Origin of the sequence: Bacillus sp. FSL K6-2869 (genome assembly GCF_040869405.1) — a bacterium.
In the GTDB taxonomy this organism is placed as follows: domain Bacteria; phylum Bacillota; class Bacilli; order Bacillales; family Bacillaceae; genus Bacillus; species Bacillus altitudinis.
Map to the genome: position 1 here is coordinate 373112 of NZ_CP152035.1, position 24810 is coordinate 397921.

A 24810-nucleotide genomic window follows, 5' to 3' on the forward strand; every position below is an offset into this window, starting at 1 on the left:
CGCATGAGTGGAATCAATTTAGAACATATCAGCCAGCATTTCGGCGAACAAATTGCTCTTGATGATGTCAGTCTTACGGTAAAAGAGGGAGAGTTCTTCTCCCTTCTTGGCCCTAGTGGCTGCGGAAAATCAACTTTACTCAATATCATTGGCGGCTTTTTAGAACCGACAAAAGGAGTCGTCTATATTGGTGATCAGGATGTGACGACTTTACCTCCTTATCAAAGGAAAACGGGGATGGTCTTTCAAAGCTATGCACTTTTCCCACATCTCACCGTATTTGATAATGTTGCATATGGGTTGAAGGTTCAAAAGAAAAAGAAGGCGGAAATCAAGCAAAAGGTGATGGAGAGCTTGTCTCTTGTTCAATTAGAGTCATTTGCCAAACGTATGCCGCACCAATTAAGTGGTGGTCAGCAGCAACGGGTTGCAATTGCACGGGCACTTGCTATCCAGCCGGCTGTTCTCCTTCTGGATGAACCACTCAGTAACCTAGATGCAAAGCTAAGAAAAAATATGCAGACGGAGCTGCGAAATATTCAACGGAATGTCGGAATTACGACTATTCTTGTGACGCATGATCAGGAGGAAGCCTTAAGCCTTTCCGACCGAATTGGGATATTAGGTGAGGGGAAAATTCAGCAGATTGGGACACCTTTAGAAGTATATCGTCAGCCAAATAATCGTTTTGTTGCTGAATTTATCGGACAGGTCAATCTATTTGAAGCGGAGTATGATGAAGTTACTTCCACATACACTGTTCCACATTTCACTCAATCAAACGGGAAGCAAGTTCAGCTAAAAGCTGCCGCATTTAAAGAGAAGAGCGAGAAGCATTTACTCATGCTGCGTCCTGAGAGAATCAAGTTATCTTCTGGCGGGGAGGAAGTTCAGCCAAATCATGTCACAGGAATGTTGGCAGATGTCAGTTATATTGGGCACTCTTTACGTTTGGTCGTTGGGCTTGATCAAGGTGAAATCATTGTCCATGCATCAGACGCAGCATTTCCCGAGCTGCCTCGAGTTGGAGAAACTGTGCATATTCATTGGCAGCCTGAAGATATTGTTTTCTTAGATTCGAAGGTGCATGTGTGATGCGAATCAAAAAAAAGAATCAGCGCTTTCATTGGTTTATGCTGCTGCCAGCTTGTTTGTTTCTAGTTGTATTCCTTCTTGCTCCGCTTGTGATGATGTTTGTCCTCAGTTTTCGTGATGTGGATTCGATGATGAATACGTTACAATCCTATAGTTTGTCTCAATATTTACATGTATTTAAGACAGATGCATATGTGAAAGCAATTGGAAGTACTGTGTGGGTGGCCTTACAGACAACGGTGATTTGTTTATTGATGGCATATCCTGCAGCTTATGTGCTAGTGAAAGCACCTCATCCAAGATTGCGGGCTTTTTTCTATATCTTACTTGTATCGCCGCTTTTGACGAGTGTCGTCATTCGGACATTTGCATGGATCGTTCTTCTTTCGCAAAATGGCTTGATCAATGGCATGCTGATCGATTTACATCTGATTGAGAAACCGCTATCGATGCTGTGGAATATGAATGCGGTCATTATTGCTTATGTTCAAGTGATGCTGCCTTTTGCAGTGCTGCCTATTGCAACGAGCTTAACTGATATGGACCGTCACTTAAGACCGGCTTCTATGAGTCTTGGTGCTGGGCGTATACGGACATTTTTTCATGTGACCTTGCCGCTTACGATTCCAGGCATGATCACCGGAGCAATTATTGTCTTCTCACTTGCAGCAGGAAGTTATATTACTCCTCTGCTAGTCGGCGGACGGATGCAGCCGCTCTTGCCACTGTCCATTTATCAGCAGGTCATGCAGGTGTATAATTTGCCTCTTGCCGCTGCGATGTCCTTTACTTTATTGATTTGTGTGCTAGCGGTCGTCAGTCTATTAAGCTATCTATTGAAGCGATGGGAGGCGAGGATGCATGCGTAAAAAATCAATAAGTGACCGTTTGCTTTCGGTTCTGATATGGACCGCAGGCTCACTCGTTTATCTCTTTTTAACCGTACCTGTTCTTGTCATTGTTCTTTCTGCTTTTAGCCCGAATGCCTTTCCTGAATTCCCGCCGACTTCATTTTCCGTTCGTTGGTTTCATGAGGTCGTGTCGAATCCAGAATGGATGGAATCTTTGCGTATCAGCGTGATTCTGTTATTGATTGTGACGCCGCTTACTGTTCTTTTAGGAACGATGGCTTCTTATGCTTTAGCAAGGCTTTCTTTTAAGGGAAAGGAAGCTGTTCAAGCCTTTATTTTGTCACCTCTTATGATTCCTCAGGTGGTATTAGGGATTGCGATGCTGTATTTGTTTACGGCTATGGGTTTTACAGGGTCTTTGTGGGCATTAGTCATTGGGCATGTCATCATTGGTTTTCCTTATGTGGTACGAACCGTGGGTGTCAGTGTTTCAAATCTTGATCCGCGTCTTGAGCTAGCTTCCATGAATCTTGGTGCAGGGCCCATACGTACTTTCTTTCGTGTGACACTGCCCTTGATCAAGCCGGGCATTATCGCAGGTGGCGTGTTTTCTGCAGTGACATCATTTGGTGAAATCTCGATTAGTTTGTTCGTTTCTTCACCTCAAACCATTACGATTCCCGTGAGGACGTTTAATTACATTGAGCAAACTTTTGATCCGAGTGTCAATGCGATATCTGTCATATTTATTATCATTTCTATCATTGCGTTGCTCATTATTGAGAAAACGATTGGTCTGTCTAAGGTGATGTAAATATAATGAAGAAACAAGGAGCTGTCATTTGAAATGACAGCTCTTTTTGTATTGTTTTTTATGGTAAAAATATTCAAAGTTTTAGGGAATATAGTTCTTAAGATTTAAGAAAATGCGAGGCGTGATAGGAGACCTCTCTCCTACATTTTCGGTCATATTTGCAAAATTTAAGGAAAAACATGAAATTTTTGCGGTAATTGGTCATTTATTTTCGGTGGAACGCAACTATTATTAGTTATTTTCGGTAAATATCGTAAATTATGATGTGATCCCTTCGGCATAACGCATGAATCTTTACACCCATTTTTCGGTGAAAAAAACAATAATTTCATATAAAGTGGACGTAAATAGAAAATATCTAAAAGAAAAGAAGAAAAAGGCAAATCTATGGAAACATAGAGACGCAAAGCCATGTCCTAAGGTAAAAGTTTCTTTTTTTACTATGGTCGGCAGGTTACCGAATCAAAATGGGAGTCCCTCCGTTTTATTCGGGGTGGGCTCCTTTTCTGTTATTCGTCTATTTTAATGAAATAGACTTGGTTCTTTTGATATAGAGGGTGCAGGGTATCACATTTGGTGGAGAAAACATAGAAGAGCGGAGGATAAGAATGAGTACAGTTTATTACCCTTTAACACATGCGCAAAAGCGAGTATTCTACACGGAAAGATTTTATCCAGGCACAAGTATTTCTAATTTGGGTGGGTTTGCCAAGTTAAGATCGGTATCAGGTCTAAATCCTTCTTTGATCGTTGATGTGCTTCAAGCGTACATTCGTGAAACTGATTCTCTTCGTTTAAGGCTGGTGTATCAACATGAGCAGGAGGAGCCCGTTCAATATATCAAGCCATATGAAAAACAGCCGATTCGTTTGGTGAAAGGATGGAGTGAAAAGGAAGTCAGGGCGTGGGCGAACGAGGAGATTCGTGAGCCGATGGAACTGATTGACCGTTCCTTAATCGAATTTACGGTCTTTCAAATCAGTGATCAAGAGTGCTGGCTGTTCTGTAAAGCACATCATATTGTGGCTGATGGTATTTCAATTATCTTGATGGGAAACCGAATCATTGATCTATACCATGACATGCTGCAGGGGACAGACATCTCCCCAATTGAAGACATTTCCTTCGTTGATCACATCATGAGTGAGCAAACGTATGAATCTTCTAAACGTTTTCAGAAAGACCAAGCTTTTTGGAACGAGCAATTTGCCAATATTCCAGATTTCGCTTCTTTAACACCGCATAAAGGTTACGAGATGAGTTTACATGCGGAGAGATTTTCAGGGGATATTCCAGATGCTTTAAAGGAGAAGCTTCGCGTTTTTTGTGAAGAAGAGAAAGTCAGTATGCTTTCTATGTTTATGTCCGCTGTCTATATTTACTTGCACCGATTTAGCGGCATGGAGGATGTGGTCCTTGGAACCTTTATGGGCAATCGGACAAATGCAAAGGAAAAAAAGATGATTGGGATGTTTGTGTCGACCATTCCGATGCGCGCATCTGTGCAAGGATCCCTCACGTTTCTTGATTTCGTGAAGCAAGTCATGGCGGATCAGATGAAGATCTTGCGTCATCAAAAATATCCTTACAATGTGCTCATGAATGATTTAAGGGAAAGAGATGGATTTACAGGACGCCTGTTTGATATTTCTTTAGAGTATCAGGTCATGCAGTGGCAGAAAAAAGAGAATCTTTCGTTCATTACGGAGCCGATTTTTAGTGGAAGCGGAATGAATGATATATCGATTCATGTGAAAGACCGCTGGGATACAGATACATTGACCATTGATTTGGATTACCGTACAGATCTATTTAGTGAAGACGATATGAGTAAGCTGTTTGATCGATTGATGATTCTGCTGGAGGCGGCAGTCTCTCAGCCAGATCAGCTGATTGGGGCTCTCTCTTTACTGCCAGCAGATGAACAAAAGCAGCTGCTTCAATTATCTAAGGGAGAAGCATTTGATTTACCAGGAGCGAAACCAGTTCACCACTTATTTGATGAGGCAGCTAAAAAGTATTCAGAACGGGCAGCTGTGGTAGCGGAAAATGGAACGTTCACTTATGGAGAGCTGTATCAAAAAGCGGACAAACTGGCACGATTTTTACAGATGAAAGGTGTCTCGCGTGATGTACCAGTTGCCGTTTTAATGGAACGGACGGCAGATGCGATGGTTGCCATTTTGGGGATATTAAAAGCTGGCGGTGCATATGTACCGATCGATCCGGCATTACCTGAGGAACGAATTCAATTTATTGTAGAAGATTCTGGTGCTTCTATCGTTTTAACAGAAGAATCGTTTGTTCAGCGATATTCATCCATTGCCGAAAAAATGGTTGTCCAGCAGCATATGGAATTAGAAGATCGTCCGCTACCTGAGCTGATCGATCAGACGACATCACAGGATTTGGCTTATCTCATTTATACATCGGGTACGACTGGAAAGCCGAAGGGAGTGATGATCGAGCATCTTCAGCTGCATCATTTGGTTCATGCCCTGCATCACGAAGTGTATGAGGGTGCAAATCAGCTTCAAGTGGCGCTTCTTGCACCATTCCATTTCGATGCATCTGTTAAACAAATCTTTGCTGCTCTTTTATTTGGACATACGCTTCATATTGTGCCAAGAGAAACGACACGAAACGGTGTACAGTTAGCGACTTATTACAAAGAACATCAAATCAAAGCAACAGATGGAACGCCAGCACATGTGCAGCTTTTACTTGCAGCTAATTTGGATGGGCTTGCACTGACTCACATGCTGATTGGGGGAGAAGCACTTCCTGCGAAAGCAGCGCAGGCGCTGATTGAAGCTGTGCGTGTCAGCCAGCCCGATTTTGCCTTGTGGAATGTGTATGGTCCGACAGAAACGTGTGTGGATGCGGCGGTTCACCGTCTAGATCTCAGTGAGATGCAGAAGTCACCAGAACAGCGCTATGTGTCAATTGGAAAGCCATTGGGCCATCACCGGATTTATATTTTAAATGAACATGAACAACTACAGGTGCAGGGAGCTGTGGGAGAACTATGCATTGCGGGAATAGGAGTTGGACGGGGCTATGTGAATCAGCCTGAATTGACGGAGAAGGCATTCAGACCAGATCCATTTTTTCCTGAAGACCGGATGTATCGCACAGGTGATGTAGTGAGATGGCTTCCAGACGGCACTATTGATTACCTTGGAAGAATAGATGACCAAGTAAAAATAAGAGGTTACCGCATCGAAACGGGTGAAATTGAGGCAGTCATGGAGCAGGTAGACGGAGTCGATCAGGCTGTCGTGCTTGTCGTGGATGAACCGGACGGTGGAAAGGCTTTAAGTGCTTACTATCAAGCACGACAAGAATTTCTTTCCGTGGACACCCTGCAAGCCGCTATCAAACATCAGCTGCCAGCTTATATGATGCCGCTTTATTTCAAGCAGCTTGAGGCATTTCCACTGACAGTTAGCGGGAAAGTTGACCGGCGTGCGCTTGCTGCATTAAAAGGAGACAAGGCTGTCAGTGCTGTTTATGTAGCGCCTAGAAACGATGTAGAAACGAAGCTTGTTCGTTTGTGGGAAGACGTCCTTCATCAAGAGAACATAGGTGTGTACGACTCATTCTTTGACATAGGCGGACATTCACTCAAAGCGATGAAAGTTCTTACACTCGTTCAGCGGGCTTTTCAAGTGGAGGTCCCTTTATCGGTTTTATTTGAACAGCAAACAATTGCAGCACTTGCTGTTTATATTGAACAAGCGGAAAAGTCTTCACAAGTGGTCATACCGAAAGCACCGACTGCCGCCGATTATCCATTGTCACCAGCGCAGCAGCGTGTTTATATGGTGACTCAGTTGGAGCAGAGCATCGCCTATCATATGCCTGCCGTTGTGAAATTAAGAGGAACGCTGCAACGAGAGAAGTTGGAGGGAGCTTTTGAAAAACTGATCGCACGTCATGATATGCTACGCACTTCTTTTCATACAGTCAAAGGAGTCCCTCGTCAGCGGGTAGCTTCATCCGTTCCATTTCAAATAGAACAGGTGACAGGCAGCACGATGGAAGAGAACATGCGTCAATTTGTCCGACCTTTTTATCTTGAGCAGGCTCCGCTTTTGCGTGTTGGGCTACAGTCTTTACATGATCAGGAGCATCTTCTCTATTTCGATATGCATCATCTGATTTCAGATGGTCTTTCAATTGATTTGATGCTGCGTGAGTTGTCTGACGCATATGAGGGATTAGTGAAAGCGCCATTGAAGCTTCAATATCATGATTATGCTGTTTGGCAAGAACAACAGGCAGAGCAAGGCGGTCAAATAGATGAAGCATTCTGGCTGAAAGAATTTTCAGGAGATATACCTGCTTTGCAGCTGCTAACGGATTATCAGCGTCCCGCTGTCCAGTCTTTCGCTGGAGACCGCGTTCTCAGAAACATCGATGAGACGTTAACGGGCCGTTTGCAGGAGCTTGCAGCGAATCATCATACGACGCTGTATACCGTGTTGCTTTCTGCTTACTATACATTGCTTGCGAAATACACAGGTCAAAAGGAGTTTGTGGTGGGGACGCCAACAGCAGGCCGGGTGCATGCAGATTTGAATGACATGATCGGCATGTTTGTCCAAACACTTGCTTTACGTTCAGAGGTAGATCCGAACGGTTCAATGACACAGTTGATTGAGCAAGTAAAGGAAAAGACGATGAGGGCGTTTGAGCATCAGCAATATCCATTCGAGCGGCTGCTTGAAAAGCTAAATGTGCAAAGAGATTTTAGCCGCCATCCATTGTTTGATACGGTCTTTACTCTAACGCCAGATCATTCAACAACCAAGCATATTGGAGAGATGAAAGTCGAAGTCGAGGAAACCAATATCCATATTGCGAAGTTTGATCTCACACTTCAAGCGACGGAGTCAAGTCATGGTCTTTCCTTTGTTCTCGATTACAGTACGGCGTTATTTAAACGAAGTACAGCCGAGCAGATGCTCAAGCATTATGTTTATCTTCTGGAGCAGATGGTCGAAGTGCCGGAGCAAGCGATTCAATCATACCGCTTACTGTCTGAACAAGAAGCAGAGGCTCAATTGAAGATGTGGAACCCGTTACCTACGCCTTATCCTGCGGAAGAAACCATTGTGACGCAATTTGAATCACAAGTACAGCAGCATGGTCATCAGCCTGCTTTGCAATGTAAAGATGAGGTTCTTTCTTATCAAGAGCTGAATCGCAGAGTGAACCAGCTGGCTCATTATTTACACGAACATGGTTTTGAAAAAGGGATGAAAGCGGCTTTATTCTTTGAACGTTCCAATGAGATGGTGCTGTCCGTTTTAGCTGTGCTAAAGGCTGGCGGTGTCTATGTGCCAATCGATCCTGACTTCCCTGATGAGCGCATCAAGCACTTTTTGACAGATAGTGGTGCACAGTTTGTCCTGACCCATCAGGTGCTGCGTCATCGTTCTGTGCTTACTGCGTTTGAAGGGAAAATCATAGAAACAGAAGATCAAGCCGTTGATCAGCAGTCAGAGAGCAATCCAGTTGTATGTGTTTCGCCTTTGGACTTGGCGAATTTGACCTACACATCTGGTACGACAGGCAAACCTAAAGGGAACATGGTGACGCATCGGAACATTTTGAGAACAGTGAAGCAGTCGAATTATCTCACCATTCATCATGAAGACACGGTGATGAGCCTTTCAAACTATGTATTTGATGCATTTATGTTTGATGTGTTTGGTGCTTTATTGAACGGAGCGAAACTCATTGTTTTGCCAAAGGATCAGATTTTAAATATGAATGAGCTTTCTGGCGCGATTGAGAAGGAAAAAGTCAGTATTTTAATGATCACGACCGCTCTATTTCACTTACTGATTGATATGAAAAAAGGCAGCCTGAAAAACGTCAGAAAAGTGCTGTTTGGCGGGGAACGTGCTTCTGTGCCGCATGTTGTGGCAGCGCTTGAAACGGTTGGAGAAGACAAACTCATTCATATGTATGGACCTTCTGAAAGCACGATTTTCACAACGTATTATCCGGTGAATCACATTGAAGAACAAGCACTGTCGATTCCGATCGGAAAGCCGGTGAGTCAAACGGCTGTTTATATTGTCGATGAGTTTGGACATGTGCAGCCGCCGGGAGTTGCTGGAGAGCTTTGTGTTGCAGGTGATGGACTGGTCAAGGGGTATTATCACCAACCAGAACTAACGAGCGAAAAGTTTGTTGAAAATCCTTTCCGATCTGGTGAAGTCATGTACAAAACAGGCGATCTCGCACGATGGCTGTCAAATGGAGATATTGAATTCATTGGGCGAATCGATCATCAAGTCAAGATTCGAGGTCAGCGTATCGAGCTTGGCGAAATTGAACACCAGCTATTGCAGCATCCGCAAGTGAAGGAAGCCGTTGTCATTGCGATATCAAATGATACATTGTGTGCATATTTCACAGCAGAAGGTGCTGTTCCGCTGTCGGATTTACGTGAGCAAGCAGGACGAGAACTTCCTGTTTATATGATGCCAGCTTTCTTCATGCAATTAGACGAGCTGCCACTAACGGGGAATGGCAAGGTAGACAGACGGGCATTACCGGTACCTGATGTAAGTGAGCAGGCGGCAAATGAATACGTCCCTCCTCAATCAGATACAGAGCGTATATTGGCACACATTTGGGAGGAAGTTCTTGAGGTGCCGAAAATCGGCAGACATGATCATTTCTTTGAATGCGGTGGTCATTCACTGCGCGGCATGAAAATGCTGAACAGGCTCTATGAAGAGATGCATGTGGAATGTACTTTGAAAACATTATTTGAATCACCCACTTTAGAGGCGTTTGCCCTTGCGGTGGATCAAACAGATCGAACTGAAATCAGGCGAGTAGAAAAAGCGGAAGAAGCGGCTTTTTATCCTGTGACATCTGCTCAGAAAAGATTGTTTGTTCTGCAAAAAATAACAGATGCCGAGCAGAGCTATCATATGCCAGCTGCTTTAAAGCTTGAAGGTGTATTTGATGAGAAACGATTTAAAAAAGCCATTGACCAGCTTGTTCATCGTCATGAAGCATTCCGTACGAGCTTTGACTTCGTTCAGGGTGAACCTGTTCAGCGAATTGAAACGAATGTTTCTGTGAACATTGAAAACATCGAAGGGGATGGCCGAGACATTCAGCAATTAATGAATGATTTTATCCGTCCATTTGATTTAGGAAAAGCGCCGCTGCTCAGAGTGGGGCTTGTGTCTGAATCGGAGAGTGTTCATTATTTGTTGATTGATATGCACCACATCATTTCAGATGGTACGTCTGTCGGTATTTTAATTGATGAGCTATCGATCTTGTATCGAGGAGACGAACTTGATGAATTGCCTATTCAATATAAGGACTATGCGGTTTGGTCAAAGAGTGAAGAATCTCTTGTGAAAAAAGAGGCTGAAGCGGCGTTTTGGTTGGAACAATTACAAGGAGAACTGCCTGTTTTGGCGCTGCCTGAGGATCTCCCGAGACCAAAGGTTCAGACGTTTGAAGGGGGCCGCGTCGAATTCTCTATAGACGGTGCGCTTAAAGCGCAATTGGATGAGCTGGTTAGATCACTCAACGGTACAACGTATACAGTGCTGCTTGCTTGCTACAGTACGCTTTTAAGCAAGCTTTCGAGACAAGAAGACATCATGATCGGTTCTCCAGTGGTGGGCAGAACTCATCCTGATATTCAATCAGTCATCGGCATGTTTGTGAATACGCTGGCACTCAGAACAAAACCAGAAGGACATCAGACATTTTCTCAATTTGCGTCAACAGTTCATGAGCTTGTGTTAGCGGCAAATGAACATCAACTTTACCCATTTGAAGAATTGGTGGACCAAGTACAAACGGTTCGCGACACAAGCCGTCATCCAATCTTTGATGTGGTGTTCTCGATGGAAAATGCAGATATTCGTAACCTGTCGATGGATGGACTTGATATTATTCCACAGCCGTTCAATGAGAACATAGCAAAATTTGACTTGACCTTAACTGGAAACGAATCTGACGATCAAATCGAGCTTGTGTTTGATTATAATTCTTCTATCTTTGAACGGTCGTCGATTGAGAAGTGGAAGGAGTATTTCCTTTACTTGATCGAACAAATGGTGTCAGCACCAGACCAATTATTAGATCAGATGCAATTATTATCACCAGCGCAGCAGCAAAAACTGCTTGATGATTGGTCCGGCCCTTATCTAGATGTCCCGACAGATCAAACGGTTCATGCATTGATTGAGGCGAAGTCCCAGGAGGTACCTGATCAAAAAGCCGCATCCTTCTGCGGCACAAGCTGGACGTATGAAGAACTGAACAACCGGGCGAATACAGTCGCCGCAAGACTTATGTCCAGCGGCACAAAACCGGGAGACCGCATCGGCATTCTCACACGTCCATCGCTTGAGATGACAGCCGCTGTTCTCGGAGTTCTCAAGGCAGGTGCGGCATTTGTGCCGATTGATGCCGATTATCCAGCGCAGCGCATTGCCTACATGCTGGAAGATTGCGGGGCAGAGGTCCTTCTGATTCAGAAAGGGCTCACTGCACCACCTTCTTTCACAGGTCATACCCTCTTCATAGAAGAGGCAGTAGAAGGAGAAGCACACGAGATTCAGGTTCCTATCAAACCAACGGATCTCGCCTATATGATTTACACATCTGGAACGACTGGACAGCCGAAGGGTGTCATGGTCGAGCACCAGTCCCTTGTCAATCTTGCTTTTTGGCACAATGATGCTTTCCAGGTGACGAAACAAGACCGAACCGCCAAATATGCCGGCTTTGGCTTTGATGCCTCCATTTGGGAGATGTTCCCGACGTGGATGGCCGGCGCAGAGCTCCATATCATCGACGAAGCGATTCGCCTCGATATGATCAAGCTCAATTCGTATTTTAATCACGAAGGCATCACCATTGCGTTCCTGCCAACACAGCTATGTGAGCAGTTTATGTCGATGGACAATCATTCTCTCCGTTACTTACTGACAGGCGGGGACAAGCTGAAACAGGTGAAGCCCGTTCCATACAAACTCGTCAATAACTACGGCCCAACAGAAAATACGGTCGTGGCGACAAGCGGGATCATTGATCCAGATCAAGGCACGCTTCCTATCGGAACAGCGATTGCCAATACTCGTTTTTACATTATGGGTTCGTTATATGACCTCTCGCCGCAAGGCGTACCGGGTGAGCTCGTGATTGCGGGGAAAGGACTGGCAAGAGGCTACTGGAATCTCCCAGAGGAAACGGACAAACGATTTGTCCCAGATCCGTTTTATCCTGGAGAGCGCATGTACCGTACAGGCGACTTGGTGAAATGGACAGAGGATGGCGAGCTGATCTACCTCGGTAGAAAAGACCATCAAGTGAACATCCGCGGATTCCGGATTGAGCTATCAGAAATTGAAGCGCAGCTCCTTGCGCTGGATTCAGTCCAAGAAGCCGTCGTGACAACGGTCAAAGACGCAAGTGATCAAGACGCTCTTGTCGCTTACGTCATCACAGATGAAGAAGCGGCCACTTTGAAAGAAAGCTTAAAGCGCACCTTGCCTGAATATATGGTGCCATCATGGATCATCAAGCTAGACCAACTGCCGATGACGGCAAATGGCAAAGTGGATCTCAAAGCACTGCCAGCACCTGATGTGGAAGCGAATCAAATAGCATACGAAGCGCCAAGAGATGAAGTGGAAGCACTGCTTTGCGGCATTTGGGAAGATGTGCTTGGCGTCAGCCAAGTTGGTATTCACGACCACTTCTTCTTCCTTGGCGGAGATTCGATTAAAGGCATCCAAATGGCAAGCAGACTCACGCAAGAAGGCTGGAAGCTCGATATGAAACTGCTTTTCCAATATCCAACGATTGCGGAGCTTCGCCCATATATCGAAGAAACGGATCTTCTCACAGCCGATCAGTCAGCTGTCGAAGGAGAGGTTATTTTAACACCGATACAGCGCTGGTTCTTTGAACGGAACTTCAGCAGCCAACATCATTGGAATCAGTCCGTTATGCTCCATGCGGCAAATGGTTTGGATGAAGTGCTTGTCAAACAAGTGCTCGAGCAGATGATGACCCATCATGATGCTTTGCGATTGGTTTATCCGATAGAAGAAGGACGCATCATCCAGCGTCATCGTGGAGTAGACGAAAACGATGTAGCGGTGGACGTGATAGAAGTACAAGGAGAACGATCACAGCAAATCCAGCAGGTAGAAAAGCTAGCAAATGAAGTGCAGGCGAGTATTTCTTTAACAGAGGGACCATTAGTCAAACCTGCGATTTTCCGTACGGATCATGGAGATCACTTATTGCTCGTTGTACATCACCTTGTCATTGATGGTGTGTCATGGCGTATTTTCCTTGAAGACTTCATGGCTCTTTATGAGCAGGCGAAGCGCGGGGAGGAGCTGACACTTCCTGAAAAAACACATTCATTCCAAGCATATGCCCAGAAGTTGACGGAATACGCAGTGTCAGATGAGCTGCTGGCAGAAAGGGACTATTGGAAAAAGGTACTTGGGCATTTAACTGCACCTCTGCAAAAGGATCATGTCACAGAGGATCAAAGAATGCTGCATACAAAAACCATTCGCTTTACGCTGTCTGAGGAAGAAACACGCAGCCTACTGACAGAAGTACATGAGGCGTACCACACGGAAATCAACGACATTTTGCTAACCGCTTTAGGATTGACCCTGAAAGAGTGGACAGGAGAAGACAGACACTTTATTCACCTTGAAGGACATGGAAGGGAGGACATCCTTCCGGCGGTCAATGTGTCGCGGACCATCGGCTGGTTTACGAGCATGTATCCTGTGCTGCTTGATTTGTCGCATGCGGAGGATCTTTCGTATCAAATCAAGCTTTTGAAAGAAGAGCTCAGACACATTCCGAACAAGGGAATCGGCTATGGCGTTTTAAAATACTTAACGCCTGACAAAATGAAGGACGGTCTCGCATTTGATGTCACGCCAGATATCAGCTTTAACTATCTTGGTCAGTTTGATGAACAGATTGGCGGGGGTGAACTAAGTCGATCCACTTGGCAGGCAGGTCAATCATTAAGTCCAGAATCAGAGAAACCTCATGCATTAGATATTGTTGGTTTCGTAGAACAGGGCATGTTCCAGATGACGATGTCATATCACCAGCTTGAATTTGAAGAGCAGACGATGGAACAGTTCAAGGACCTTTTAGAAAAGAACGTGAAGGCACTCATCTCACATTGTGTATCACAAGATGAAGCGCAAATTACGCCTAGTGATGTAGGAGACGATGACCTGACCATGGATGAACTTGAAAAGCTAATGGATATATTTTAAGCAAACGAAGAGGTGGACTATGAGCAAACAGAAGATTCAAAAGGTATATCCTTTAACACCAATGCAAGAAGGTATGTTATATCATGCCATGCTAGACCCTAATTCGTCCTCTTATTTCACACAGCTGGAGCTTGGAATAAGAGGGGAGTTTGATCTCGATCTTTTTGAAAAAAGTCTCAATGAGCTCATCGGCACATATGACATTCTCCGTACAGCCTTTGTCTATCAGCAATTACAGAAGCCGCGTCAGGTTGTACTGGCAGAGCGCAATCTAGATGTGTATAGAGAGAATCTATCTCACCTGAATCATCAGGAACAGCAAAAGGTACTAGATCAATATAAAAAGCAAGTGAGAAAGCAAGGCTTCCATTTAACGAATGATTTGTTATTGAAGGTCGCTGTTTTTCAACTGAATGAAACAAACTGGCATCTCATTTGGAGCAACCATCACATCATCATGGATGGTTGGTCCATGGGAGTTTTGATGAAAAAATTGTTTCATTACTACGAATCTTATCGGAACGGCAAAACGCCGGATCGCTCACAAGGAAAACCTTATGCAGATTATATCCAGTGGCTTGGCAAGCAAAATCAACAAGCAGCGGAAGGCTATTGGAAGGATCGCTTAGATGGTGCGATTCAGCATCAAGGGCTTTTGCAGCAAAAAGAAGCGAACGGACAATATGACCATCAGGAATGGACGTTCACATGGGATGCTGAAATGGTCAGCACCATTCAAGAGATCGCAAGGAATTGCCAAGTGACAGCACCAAATCTATTCCAGGCTGTTTGGTCGGTTCTTTTAGGCACTTACCATGCGGCACATGATGTCACTTTCGGAACAGTCGTATCTGGCAGGCCGCCAAGTGTGGCTGGTATAGAACAGATGGCAGGGCTTTTTATCAATACAATACCGGTCAGGGTAGAAATGAATCAGGAAGACACCTTCAAACAGCTGTTTCAAAAAGTTCAGCAGCATGCGCTGGAAGCGGAAAACTATGATTTTATGCCGCTTTATGACATTCAGCAACAGACAGCTGCAGGAGGACAACTCTTCGATCACTTGGTCGGGTTTGAGAACTATCCTTTAGATCAAGAGCTATCTGGTGACACCATGTCGGAACGTCTAGGGTTTTCCATTGATGTAAAAGACGGATTTGAACAAACGAATTTCGATCTAAATGTCCTCGTATATCCAGGTGAAACATGGACATTGAAAATCAAATACAATGCGGTTGCTTTTGAAGAAGAGGTCATTGAAAAAATATCGAAACACCTGACCAACCTCATGAAGCAGATCATCGAGAATCCGGAAGTTCGCCTTCATGACGTGACGTGTATCACCGAAGAAGAAAAACAGCAGATTGAAGCATGGAACAAGACAGAACGAGATTATCCAAAGCATCTGTCTATTCCTGAGCTTCTGAAAGAACGCATTCAATCGCAACCAGACCATCTGGCGTTAGTTGAAGGAGAGCGGGCATTCACCTATGAAGAACTCGGCCAAGAAATCCATCGTGTTGCAGGATATTTGATTGATAGCGGAGTGAAACAAGAAGATGCCGTCGCAGTGTATATGAATCGATCTGCTGAAGCAGTGATCGCCATTTTAGCGGTTCTTCAAGCAGGGGCTGCTTATGTACCAATTGATCCAGCCCAGCCAGAGGAGAGAATCCGCTTTATGCTTGAAGATAGCGGGGCATCCGTGTTGCTCTATGCGGACAGCCAGCCGCCAGTTCATGAAAGTATCCAAGCTGTTCATATGCCGGACATATCGAACCAGTCAAACGTACCATTTGAAGTCGAGACATCTCCTTCGCAATTGGCGTATATCATGTACACGTCTGGGTCAACTGGCCAGCCAAAAGGTGTTCAAATTGAGCATCAGCATATTGTCAGATTGGCCTGTTCACAGGAGACACTGGGCTTGAACAAATCGGATCGTATGGCACATACAGGAGCAGTCAGCTTTGATGCCATTACCTTTGAAATTTTCATAACACTGCTGAACGGTGCAACGCTTTACCCTGTTGACCGTGACACATTATTAGACATCAACCGGTTTGAACGATTTATCCAAACGCATCAAATCTCGGCGCTCTTTTTAACGACAGGTTTGTTTAATCAACTCGCTCAGCAGCGGCCGCATATGTTTAAAGGATTGTCCAAATTGATCACAGGCGGTGATGTGATCAATGTGAAAAGTGCAGAGCTTGTGAAGAAAAACCATCCATCACTTGTTTTACTGAATGCATACGGCCCAACAGAAAACACCACCATCTCGACCATTTATGAGGTGAGAGGGGATGAAACGGGCACGATTCCAATTGGCCAGCCGATCAATCATTCGTCCGCTTACATTTTAGATGACAATCAAAGACTTCAGCCAATTGGCGCGCCAGGAGAGCTGTATGTTGGCGGAGACGGTGTCTCAAGAGGATATCTCCATCGTCCAGAATTAACAAAGCAAGCATTTATCGCTGATCCTTTCAAGGCAAAAGGGCGTTTGTATCGAACAGGAGATTTGGCTAGGTACGGTTCAAATGGTCAAATCGAATTCCTCGGACGGACAGATGATCAAGTGAAAATCCGCGGCTTCCGTATTGAGCTAGGTGAAATTGAAACGATTCTTCAACAAGAGACGGGGATCGATGATGCGGTTGTGCTCATCCATGAGTCTCCTTCAAAAGAAAAAGAAATGACCGCTTACTATACGGGAACGATCACGGAAGAAGAAGTGCGGGCTTTATTCAATCAAGCACTGCCAGCATATATGGTACCTCATCACGTCATGAAGCTAGATGCTTTTCCGCTTACCGCAAACGGAAAGGTCGATCGAAAAGCTTTACCAACGCCTGACGTAGCTGATCGTGAAGAAATCAGGATCATTCCACCTGAAACCGAGACGGAAAAGGCGCTTGCTCAAATTTGGGAGGAACTGCTTGGGAAAGCGGTGGGAATAGATGAGCATTTCTTCATGACTGGCGGACATTCACTCAAAGCAATGATGATGTCAGCCAAAATCCAAGAAGTGTTCCAAAAGGAAGTTCCGATTCAAGTGATATTCGAAAAGCCAACGGTTCGATCGCTTGCGTCATACATTGACCAGGACGGTCAAGAAGAACAAGGACATCCGATCTTACCCGCAGCGAAGGCGGAGGACTATCCAGTGTCACCAGCTCAACGGCGCTTATACATTTTACAAACACTTGAACCTAAGAGTACGAACTATCATATTCCGATCGTCTTAACGCTTGAAGGTACGCTCGATCATCAGCGGCTCACCTCGGCATTTGATAAGTTGATTCAATCGCATGAAATCTTAAGAACGAGTTTTCATATGAAAGGCGAGAACATTGTCCAAAGGGTACATGAGCGAGCGGCATTTGACCTCCTTGTCCATGATGTAAAGGAAGAAGAGGCCGAGGCATTTCTTGCTGAACGTCAGGCGCCGTTTGATTTGACAGCCGCTCCCCTCCTGCGGGCACAGCTGCTCAAAGTGAGTCATGATCGTCATCTTTTAGTCTTGGAAGCACATCACCTGATTACAGATGGCAGCTCCATGAAGACGTTCATTCAGGATTTGGCGAAAGCCTATGATGGAGAAACGCTTGCAGAAAGAACCATTCATTATAAAGACTATGCAGTCTGGCAGTTAAGTGAAAAAGAAACAGAGAAACAGCGTGTGCATGAAGCGTATTGGCTGAAGCAATTCGAAGGAGATGTACCGGTATTAGATTTGCCGACAGACTACCCGCGTCCAGTGGAACGTGATTTTTCTGGAGAACGGGTGATGTTTGGCTGTGATCAAGCGACAACTCAGCGTATTCATGAGCTGCTCAAGAAAACAGATACGACGCTGTACATGTTCTTGTTATCTGCATTTCAAGTGCTGCTTGCATCCTACAGCGGACAGGAAGATATCATTGTCGGATCTCCTGTTGCGGGGCGAACACATCCAGATATTCAGGACATGCCAGGGATGTTCATTAATACCATTGCGATGCGCGGGAAACCGGAACAAACAAAGTCATTTTTACAGCTGCTTGAAGAAATAAAAGAAACGAGTGTAGATGCTTTTGCACATCAAAGCTATCCGCTCGAAGAGTTAATCGCGCGTCTGCCGCTTGATCGTGATACAACCCGAAGCCCGCTCTTTAGTGTTTCGTTTAATATGCAGAACATGGATGTTCCTGCACTAAAGCTCGGCGATCTGAACATTTCGCCTTATGCAATGCAGCACCGATCCGTCAAATTTGATCTGTCTCTAGAAGCATTTGAACGTGAGGGAGAAATAAAACTAAGCCTAGACTATGCAACGGCATTATTTAAAGAGGAAACCATCCGCCGGTTCGGAACACATCTTCTTGCGATTATTCGTGAGGCGGTCCAGCATCCGGATGAACGAATTGGCTTGTTCAACCTCTTGGATCAGCATGAGCAAATGGAGCGGCTGGAGAAAAGGGATGGAGAACAAACAGGTCAACATGAGCCGTACCATGTGCAATTTTCACGTCAAGCCATGGAAACGCCTGATGCCATTGCGGTGATGGATGGTGAAAGGAAGCTGACCTACCGTGAACTGGATCGCATGTCCAATGCTCTTTGTAGTGAGCTGAAGATGCAAGGTGTTGAGAAAGAAAGCACAGTCGCGCTTATTCTTGATCGCTCTGTCTATGTCATTGTCTCCATGCTAGGTGTAATGAAAGCAGGCGGTGCATTTGTACCAATTGATCCAGCTTTTCCTGCGGAACGTATTCGTTACACATTAAAAGATTCAGGGGCAAAAGTCATCGTGGCAAATGAGTCTCTTGGCGATTCGTATCAGCATCTCAAGTCGATTCAGGTCGTACATGTGGAGAAAGCCGTCCAACGAAACGATTCTCTAGATTTGCCGGACGTATCGGTTGATCAACTGGCTTATGTGATTTACACATCTGGAACAACAGGGAAGCCAAAGGGTGTACAGCTCACGCATCGTAATCTATCACACTACGTCAATTGGTTGACACATGAAGTGACTTTACAAGAATGCGATCGAACGGCACTCCTGTCTTCTTATGCATACGACCTTGGTTACACAAGCATTTTCCCGGTTCTAAGAGCAGGCGGGACACTCTATATTCCTCGTGAAGACGTGTATACAGACCCTGTACGTCTCATGCGTTTTATTGATGAACAAGAGCTGACGTATATCAAAATGACACCATCCTTATTTCATATGATGGCAGATTCAAAGGGATATACATTTGACGCTTTACGGCTTGTGGTATTGGGAGGAGAACCGATTGTCTCTGAAGATGTTGAGACATTTATGAAGCAGCATCCATGCGTGGCAGTGATGAACCATTACGGTCCGACAGAAACAACGATTGGTACAGTGAGCAAGCTAATGACACCGCATGAGCTGGATGCTTTAAAGGAGCGTTCTATCATCGGAAAGCCTATTGCTCATACAAGAGCGCTCGTATGCAATCGCGAGCAGCGCCTTGTCCCTTATGGCGCACCGGGTGAGCTCTACATTTCAGGTGATGGTGTTTCAAAAGGTTATTTGAATCAGCCTGAATTAACAGCAGAGCGTTTTCTTGAAAATCCTTATTTCCCTCAAGAGCGGATGTATCGAACTGGAGATTTGGTCAGACAGCATGCAAATGGGGAGATTGAATTCCTTGGAAGAGTAGACGATCAAGTGAAAATTCGCGGCTATCGAATTGAGAAACAAGAAATTGAGCATGCCGCACGTGCCCTTTCAACCATTCAAAAAGTGTATGTCAAAGTGATCAACACATCTCGTTTACCGGAGCTGGCGTTATATTATACAGCACCTGATCACATTGGAACGCTGACATTTAGAGAAAAGCTTTCAGAGACACTACCGGATTACATGATTCCTACTTATTTTGTCAAAGTGGATCATATGCCGCTGACACAAAACGGAAAAGTGGATGCAAAATCTCTGCCGCTTCCTCATGAGGCACATATGAACCGCACGGCACATGGAGCACCAGAAACGGCGCTTGAGCAGACTCTTTGTGATATTTGGTCAGATGTTCTTGAGATTGAAAAAGTCGGCATTGATGACCATTTCTTTGAATTAGGCGGGCATTCTCTGAAAGGCATGGTGCTCATTTCGAAAATGCAAGCCAAACTGAATCGGCATGTTCCACTCAAGGTTCTTTTTGAAAAGCCAACGATACGTGCGATAGCTGTCTATTTGGAAGAAGCTGATGCTTCGCTCGTCACATCCATTCAGCCAGCGGAAAAGCAAGATTTCTATCCAGTCTCTTCCGCACAAAAGCGAATGTACGTATTACAGCAGCTGCATCCAGAATCCGTCACCTACCATATGCCAGCCGTTTTCATGATGGAAGGAAACCTTGATCTGAAGCAGCTAGAAGGAGCGATTCAAGCTTTAATTGATAGACATGAGTCATTGCGGACAGCTTTTGTTGAAATTGATGGCAGTCCCGTCCAAAAAATCTATCGCCGTGTGCCGTTTACGTTACAGATGGTTGAAGTAGAAAGCGATCAGGTACAATCCGTCGTAGACAACTTCATGACACCATTCTCATTACATCAAGTACCTCTAATGAGAGCGAAAGTGGCAAAGCTGTCTGATGACAAATATGTATTCATGATGGATATGCACCATATCATCGCAGACGGAGTGACACGCAGTCTGCTCATTCAAGAATTAGCGGAGTTGTATGAGCATAAGACGTTACCGCCAGTTCAGTTGCACTACAAGGATTATGCGGTATGGCAGCAAGAGGAAGAACAGCAAGCAGCACTTGAAAAACAGCGGCAGTATTGGCTGGAGCAATATGCACAGCCGCCAGAAGACTTAGCACTTCCGCTTGATTTCCCGCGGCCTAGCGTGCAGTCATTTGCAGGAGACCGGGTGGATAGATGGCTGTCTGCTGAGAAGGCGCAGCATATCAAAGCGCTCATGGCTGAAAAAAATGTGAGTTTGAACATGGTGATGCAAACGGCCTTTGCCATTCTTCTTCATAAATTGACTGGGCAGCATGACATCGTCATAGGGGCTGTAACGGCTGGACGTACACATGCGTCAATCGAACGGATTCCGGGCATGTTTGTGAATACACTGGCCCTTCGACATGACGTTCAGTTAGAAGAAACTGCAGAGCATCTGCTAGAAAAAATAAGAGATCACAATCTATCAGCTTATGAACATCAAGGATTCCCATTTGAGGATTTGGTCGCGCAGTTAGACCTTCCGAAAGACACGAGTCGCAACCCGTTATTTAGTGTCATGATGACAACGGATGAGCGTGATCTGACGTTACCGGAATTGAATGGACTTACGCTTTCGCACAAACAGCAAGAAGCCGTTCAGGCAAAGTTTGATTTAACGCTCGGCATCTTTGAGGAACAAGATCAAGTGGGCTTGCGCTTTGAATATGCAGCGGCACTATTTAAAAAGAGTACCATTCAGCGATGGAGTCAATATTTTGAGCGAATCATAGACGAAATGCTTGCGAAATTGAATCAGCCGATCTCAACCATCTCCATCTTAACAAAAGAAGAAGAGCGACATCTGCTTGATGAATGGTCAGGACCTATCCTAGATGTCCCGACAGATCAAACGGTTCATGCATTGATTGAGGCGAAGTCACAAGAAGTACCTCATCAAAAAGCAGCTGCCTTCTGCGGCACGAGCTGGACGTATGAAGAACTGAACAACCGAGCGAATACAGTCGCCGCAAGACTTATTTCCAGCGGCATAAAACCGGGAGACCGCATCGGCATTCTCACACGTCCATCGCTCGAGATGACAGCCGCTGTTCTCGGAGTTCTCAAAGCAGGTGCGGCATTTGTGCCGATTGATGCTGATTATCCAGCGCAGCGCATTGCCTACATGCTGGAAGATGGCGGGGCAGAGGTCCTTCTGATTCAGAAAGGGCTCACTGCACCACCTTCATTCACAGGTCATACCCTCTTCATAGAAGAGGCAGTAGAAGGAGAAGCGCACGAGATTCAGGTTCCTATCAAACCAACGGATCTCGCCTATATGATTTACACATCTGGAACGACTGGACAGCCGAAGGGTGTCATGGTCGAGCACCAGTCTCTTGTCAATCTTGCTTTTTGGCACAATGATGCTTTCCAGGTGACGAAACAAGACCGAACCGCCAAATATGCCGGCTTTGGCTTTGATGCTTCCATTTGGGAGATGTTCCCGACGTGGATGGCCGGCGCAGAGCTCCATATCATCGACGAAGCGATTCGCCTCGATATGATCAAGCTCAATTCGTATTTTAATGACGAAGGCATCACCATTGCGTTCCTGCCAACACAGCTATGTGAGCAGTTTATGTCGATGGACAATCATTCTCTCCGTTACTTACTGACAGGCGGGGACAAGCTGAAACAGGTGAAGCCCGTTCCATACAAACTCGTCAATAACTACGGCCCAACAGAAAATACGGTCGTGGCGACAAGCGGGATCATTGATCCAGATCAAGGCACGCTTCCTATCGGAACAGCGATTGCCAATACTCGTTTTTACATTATGGGTTCGTTATATGACCTCTCGCCGCAAGGCGTACCGGGTGAGCTCGTGATTGCGGGGAAAGGACTGGCAAGAGGTTACTGGAATCTCCCAGAGGAAACGGACAAACGGTTTGTCCCAGATCCGTTTTATCCAGGAGAGCGCATGTACCGTACAGGTGATTTGGTGAAGTGGACAGAGGATGGCGAGCTGATCTATCTCGGCAGAAAAGACCATCAAGTGAACATCCGTGGATTCCGGATTGAGCTATCAGAAATCGAAGCACAGCTCCTTGCGCTGGATTCAGTCCAAGAAGCCGTCGTGACAACGGTCAAAGACGCAAGTGATCAAGACGCTCTTGTCGTTTACGCCATCACAGATAAAGAAACGGGCACTTTGAAAGAAAGCCTAAAGCGCACCTTACCTGAATATATGGTGCCATCATGGATCATTAAGCTAGACCAACTGCCGATGACGGCAAATGGCAAAGTGGATCTCAAAGCACTGCCAGCACCTGATGTGGAAGCGAATCAAACAGCATACGAAGCGCCAAGAGATGAAGTGGAAGCACTACTTTGCGGCATTTGGGAAGATGTGCTTGGCGTCAGCCAAGTCGGTATTCACGACCATTTCTTCTTCCTTGGCGGAGATTCGATTAAAGGCATCCAAATGGCAAGCAGACTCACGCAAGAGGGCTGGAAGCTCGATATGAAGCTGCTTTTCCAATATCCAACGATTGCGGAGCTTCGCCCATATATCGAAGAAGCGGACCTTCTCACAGCTGATCAATCACCTGTGGAAGGAGAGGTTATTTTAACACCAATTCAGCGCTGGTTCTTTGAACGGAACTTCAGCAGCCAGCACCACTGGAATCTCTCAATGATGCTTCATGCACCAAAAGGGTTTGACTTGGCTGTCACAGAACAAGTTCTGCAAAGACTACTCTCACATCATGATGCACTGCGCATGGTGTTCAGACAGGAGCGTGATGACATTCTGCAATACAACCAGCGGGAGCTGACAGAACCATTTTCAATTATTTCTTGTGATGTTTCAAAAGCGCAAGATGTGAAACAGGCGATTTCCACATACGCCAATGAGTATCAGCGTCAACTGAATCTTGAAAAAGGTCCATTGATGAAAGTGATTTGTTTCCATACAGAAAACGGTGATCACTTACTCATCATCACACATCATCTTGTGATTGACGGCGTTTCTTGCCGGATTTTACTAGAAGACTTTATGTCTCTTTATCATCAGGCAGAAAAAGGAGAAACGATGGTTCTGCCGCCAAAAACGCACTCTTTCAAAGAATGGGCAGAAGCGGTTGAACGATACGCGCAGTCACAGCTGCTAAAAAACCAGAAGGAGTATTGGGCAGCGATTGAAAATAGACCGTTTACGACTTTACCTGTTGACCATGAAGTAAAAGAAAGAAAAGTCGCGGATACGAAAGCGGTCAAAATGCAGCTGACAGAAGCAGAAACCGAGCATCTGTTAACGAATATCCATCTTCCGTACACAACAGAAATGAATGATATTCTTCTATGTGCGCTCGGGCTGGCCGTTCAGGAATGGACAGGACAATCTCATGTACATGTACAGCTTGAAGGTCATGGAAGAGAGGATATTTTATCAGGATTAGATATATCCCGCACAGTTGGCTGGTTTACGAGCATGTATCCAGTCGTTCTTGAAGCGAAACCGAATCAGACCATTGCAGACGCTATCAAAGGAACGAAAGAGATGCTGCGGCGTGTACCGAATAAAGGGATTGGTTACGGTATTTTAAGATACATGACACCAACCGAACCGTCAGTCAAACACGTGCAGCCTGAAATCAGCTTGAACTATCTCGGGCAGATTGATCAGGAAGTGACGACAGAACTCTTTGGGCCCTCAACCTATGATATGGGCCGTCAAGCAAGCTCTGAATCAGAAGCTGTTTATAAGCTGAACCTCAGCGGTCTTGTTCAGCACAATCAATTCATTCTGTCGTGCTCATATTGTGCAAGTGAATATGAAGAACAAACGATACAGCAGTTCATCGCATTGTTGAAGGAGAAAATCAGATCCATCATCACTCATTGCTTAGCGCATCAAGAGCGAGAATTTACGCCAAGTGACTTCTCGGCTGCAGACCTTGAAATGGATGAAATGGACGATATCTTTGACATGCTCGAGGAGAAATTGACCTAACACCACTAGATC

At 45.2% G+C, this 24810-nt stretch carries 5 protein-coding genes and 1 riboswitch; all 5 genes read left to right on the top strand.

Going from position 1 to position 24810, the window contains the following annotated elements; all coding sequences use genetic code 11:
• Nucleotides 1–3: 3 nt before the first annotated feature.
• Nucleotides 4–1095, top strand: a complete 1092-nt coding sequence (locus tag MHI58_RS01960) for an ABC transporter ATP-binding protein (RefSeq protein WP_024718952.1) — start codon at nt 4–6, stop codon at nt 1093–1095.
• The gene (locus tag MHI58_RS01965; RefSeq protein ID WP_045034595.1) at nt 1095–1964 is read left to right on the top strand and encodes an ABC transporter permease; all 870 of its coding nucleotides are present in this window, start codon (nt 1095–1097) and stop codon (nt 1962–1964) included. The genes MHI58_RS01960 and MHI58_RS01965 overlap by 1 nt, the downstream gene beginning before the upstream one ends.
• Nucleotides 1957–2760, top strand: coding sequence for an ABC transporter permease (locus MHI58_RS01970; protein ID WP_008347828.1), 804 nt, complete (start codon nt 1957–1959; stop codon nt 2758–2760). Before MHI58_RS01965 ends, MHI58_RS01970 begins: the two co-directional genes overlap by 8 nt.
• A 368-nt stretch (nt 2761–3128) precedes the next feature.
• A riboswitch (cyclic di-GMP riboswitch) is annotated at nt 3129–3222 on the top strand.
• 146 nt (nt 3223–3368) lie between these two features.
• Nucleotides 3369–14084, top strand: a complete 10716-nt coding sequence (locus MHI58_RS01975; protein WP_216916099.1) for a non-ribosomal peptide synthetase — start codon at nt 3369–3371, stop codon at nt 14082–14084.
• Between the two features lie 19 nt (nt 14085–14103).
• Nucleotides 14104–24798 (top strand): non-ribosomal peptide synthetase, encoded by a 10695-nt coding sequence (locus MHI58_RS01980; RefSeq protein ID WP_216916102.1) that lies wholly within the window; start codon nt 14104–14106, stop codon nt 24796–24798.
• Nucleotides 24799–24810 lie beyond the last annotated feature (12 nt).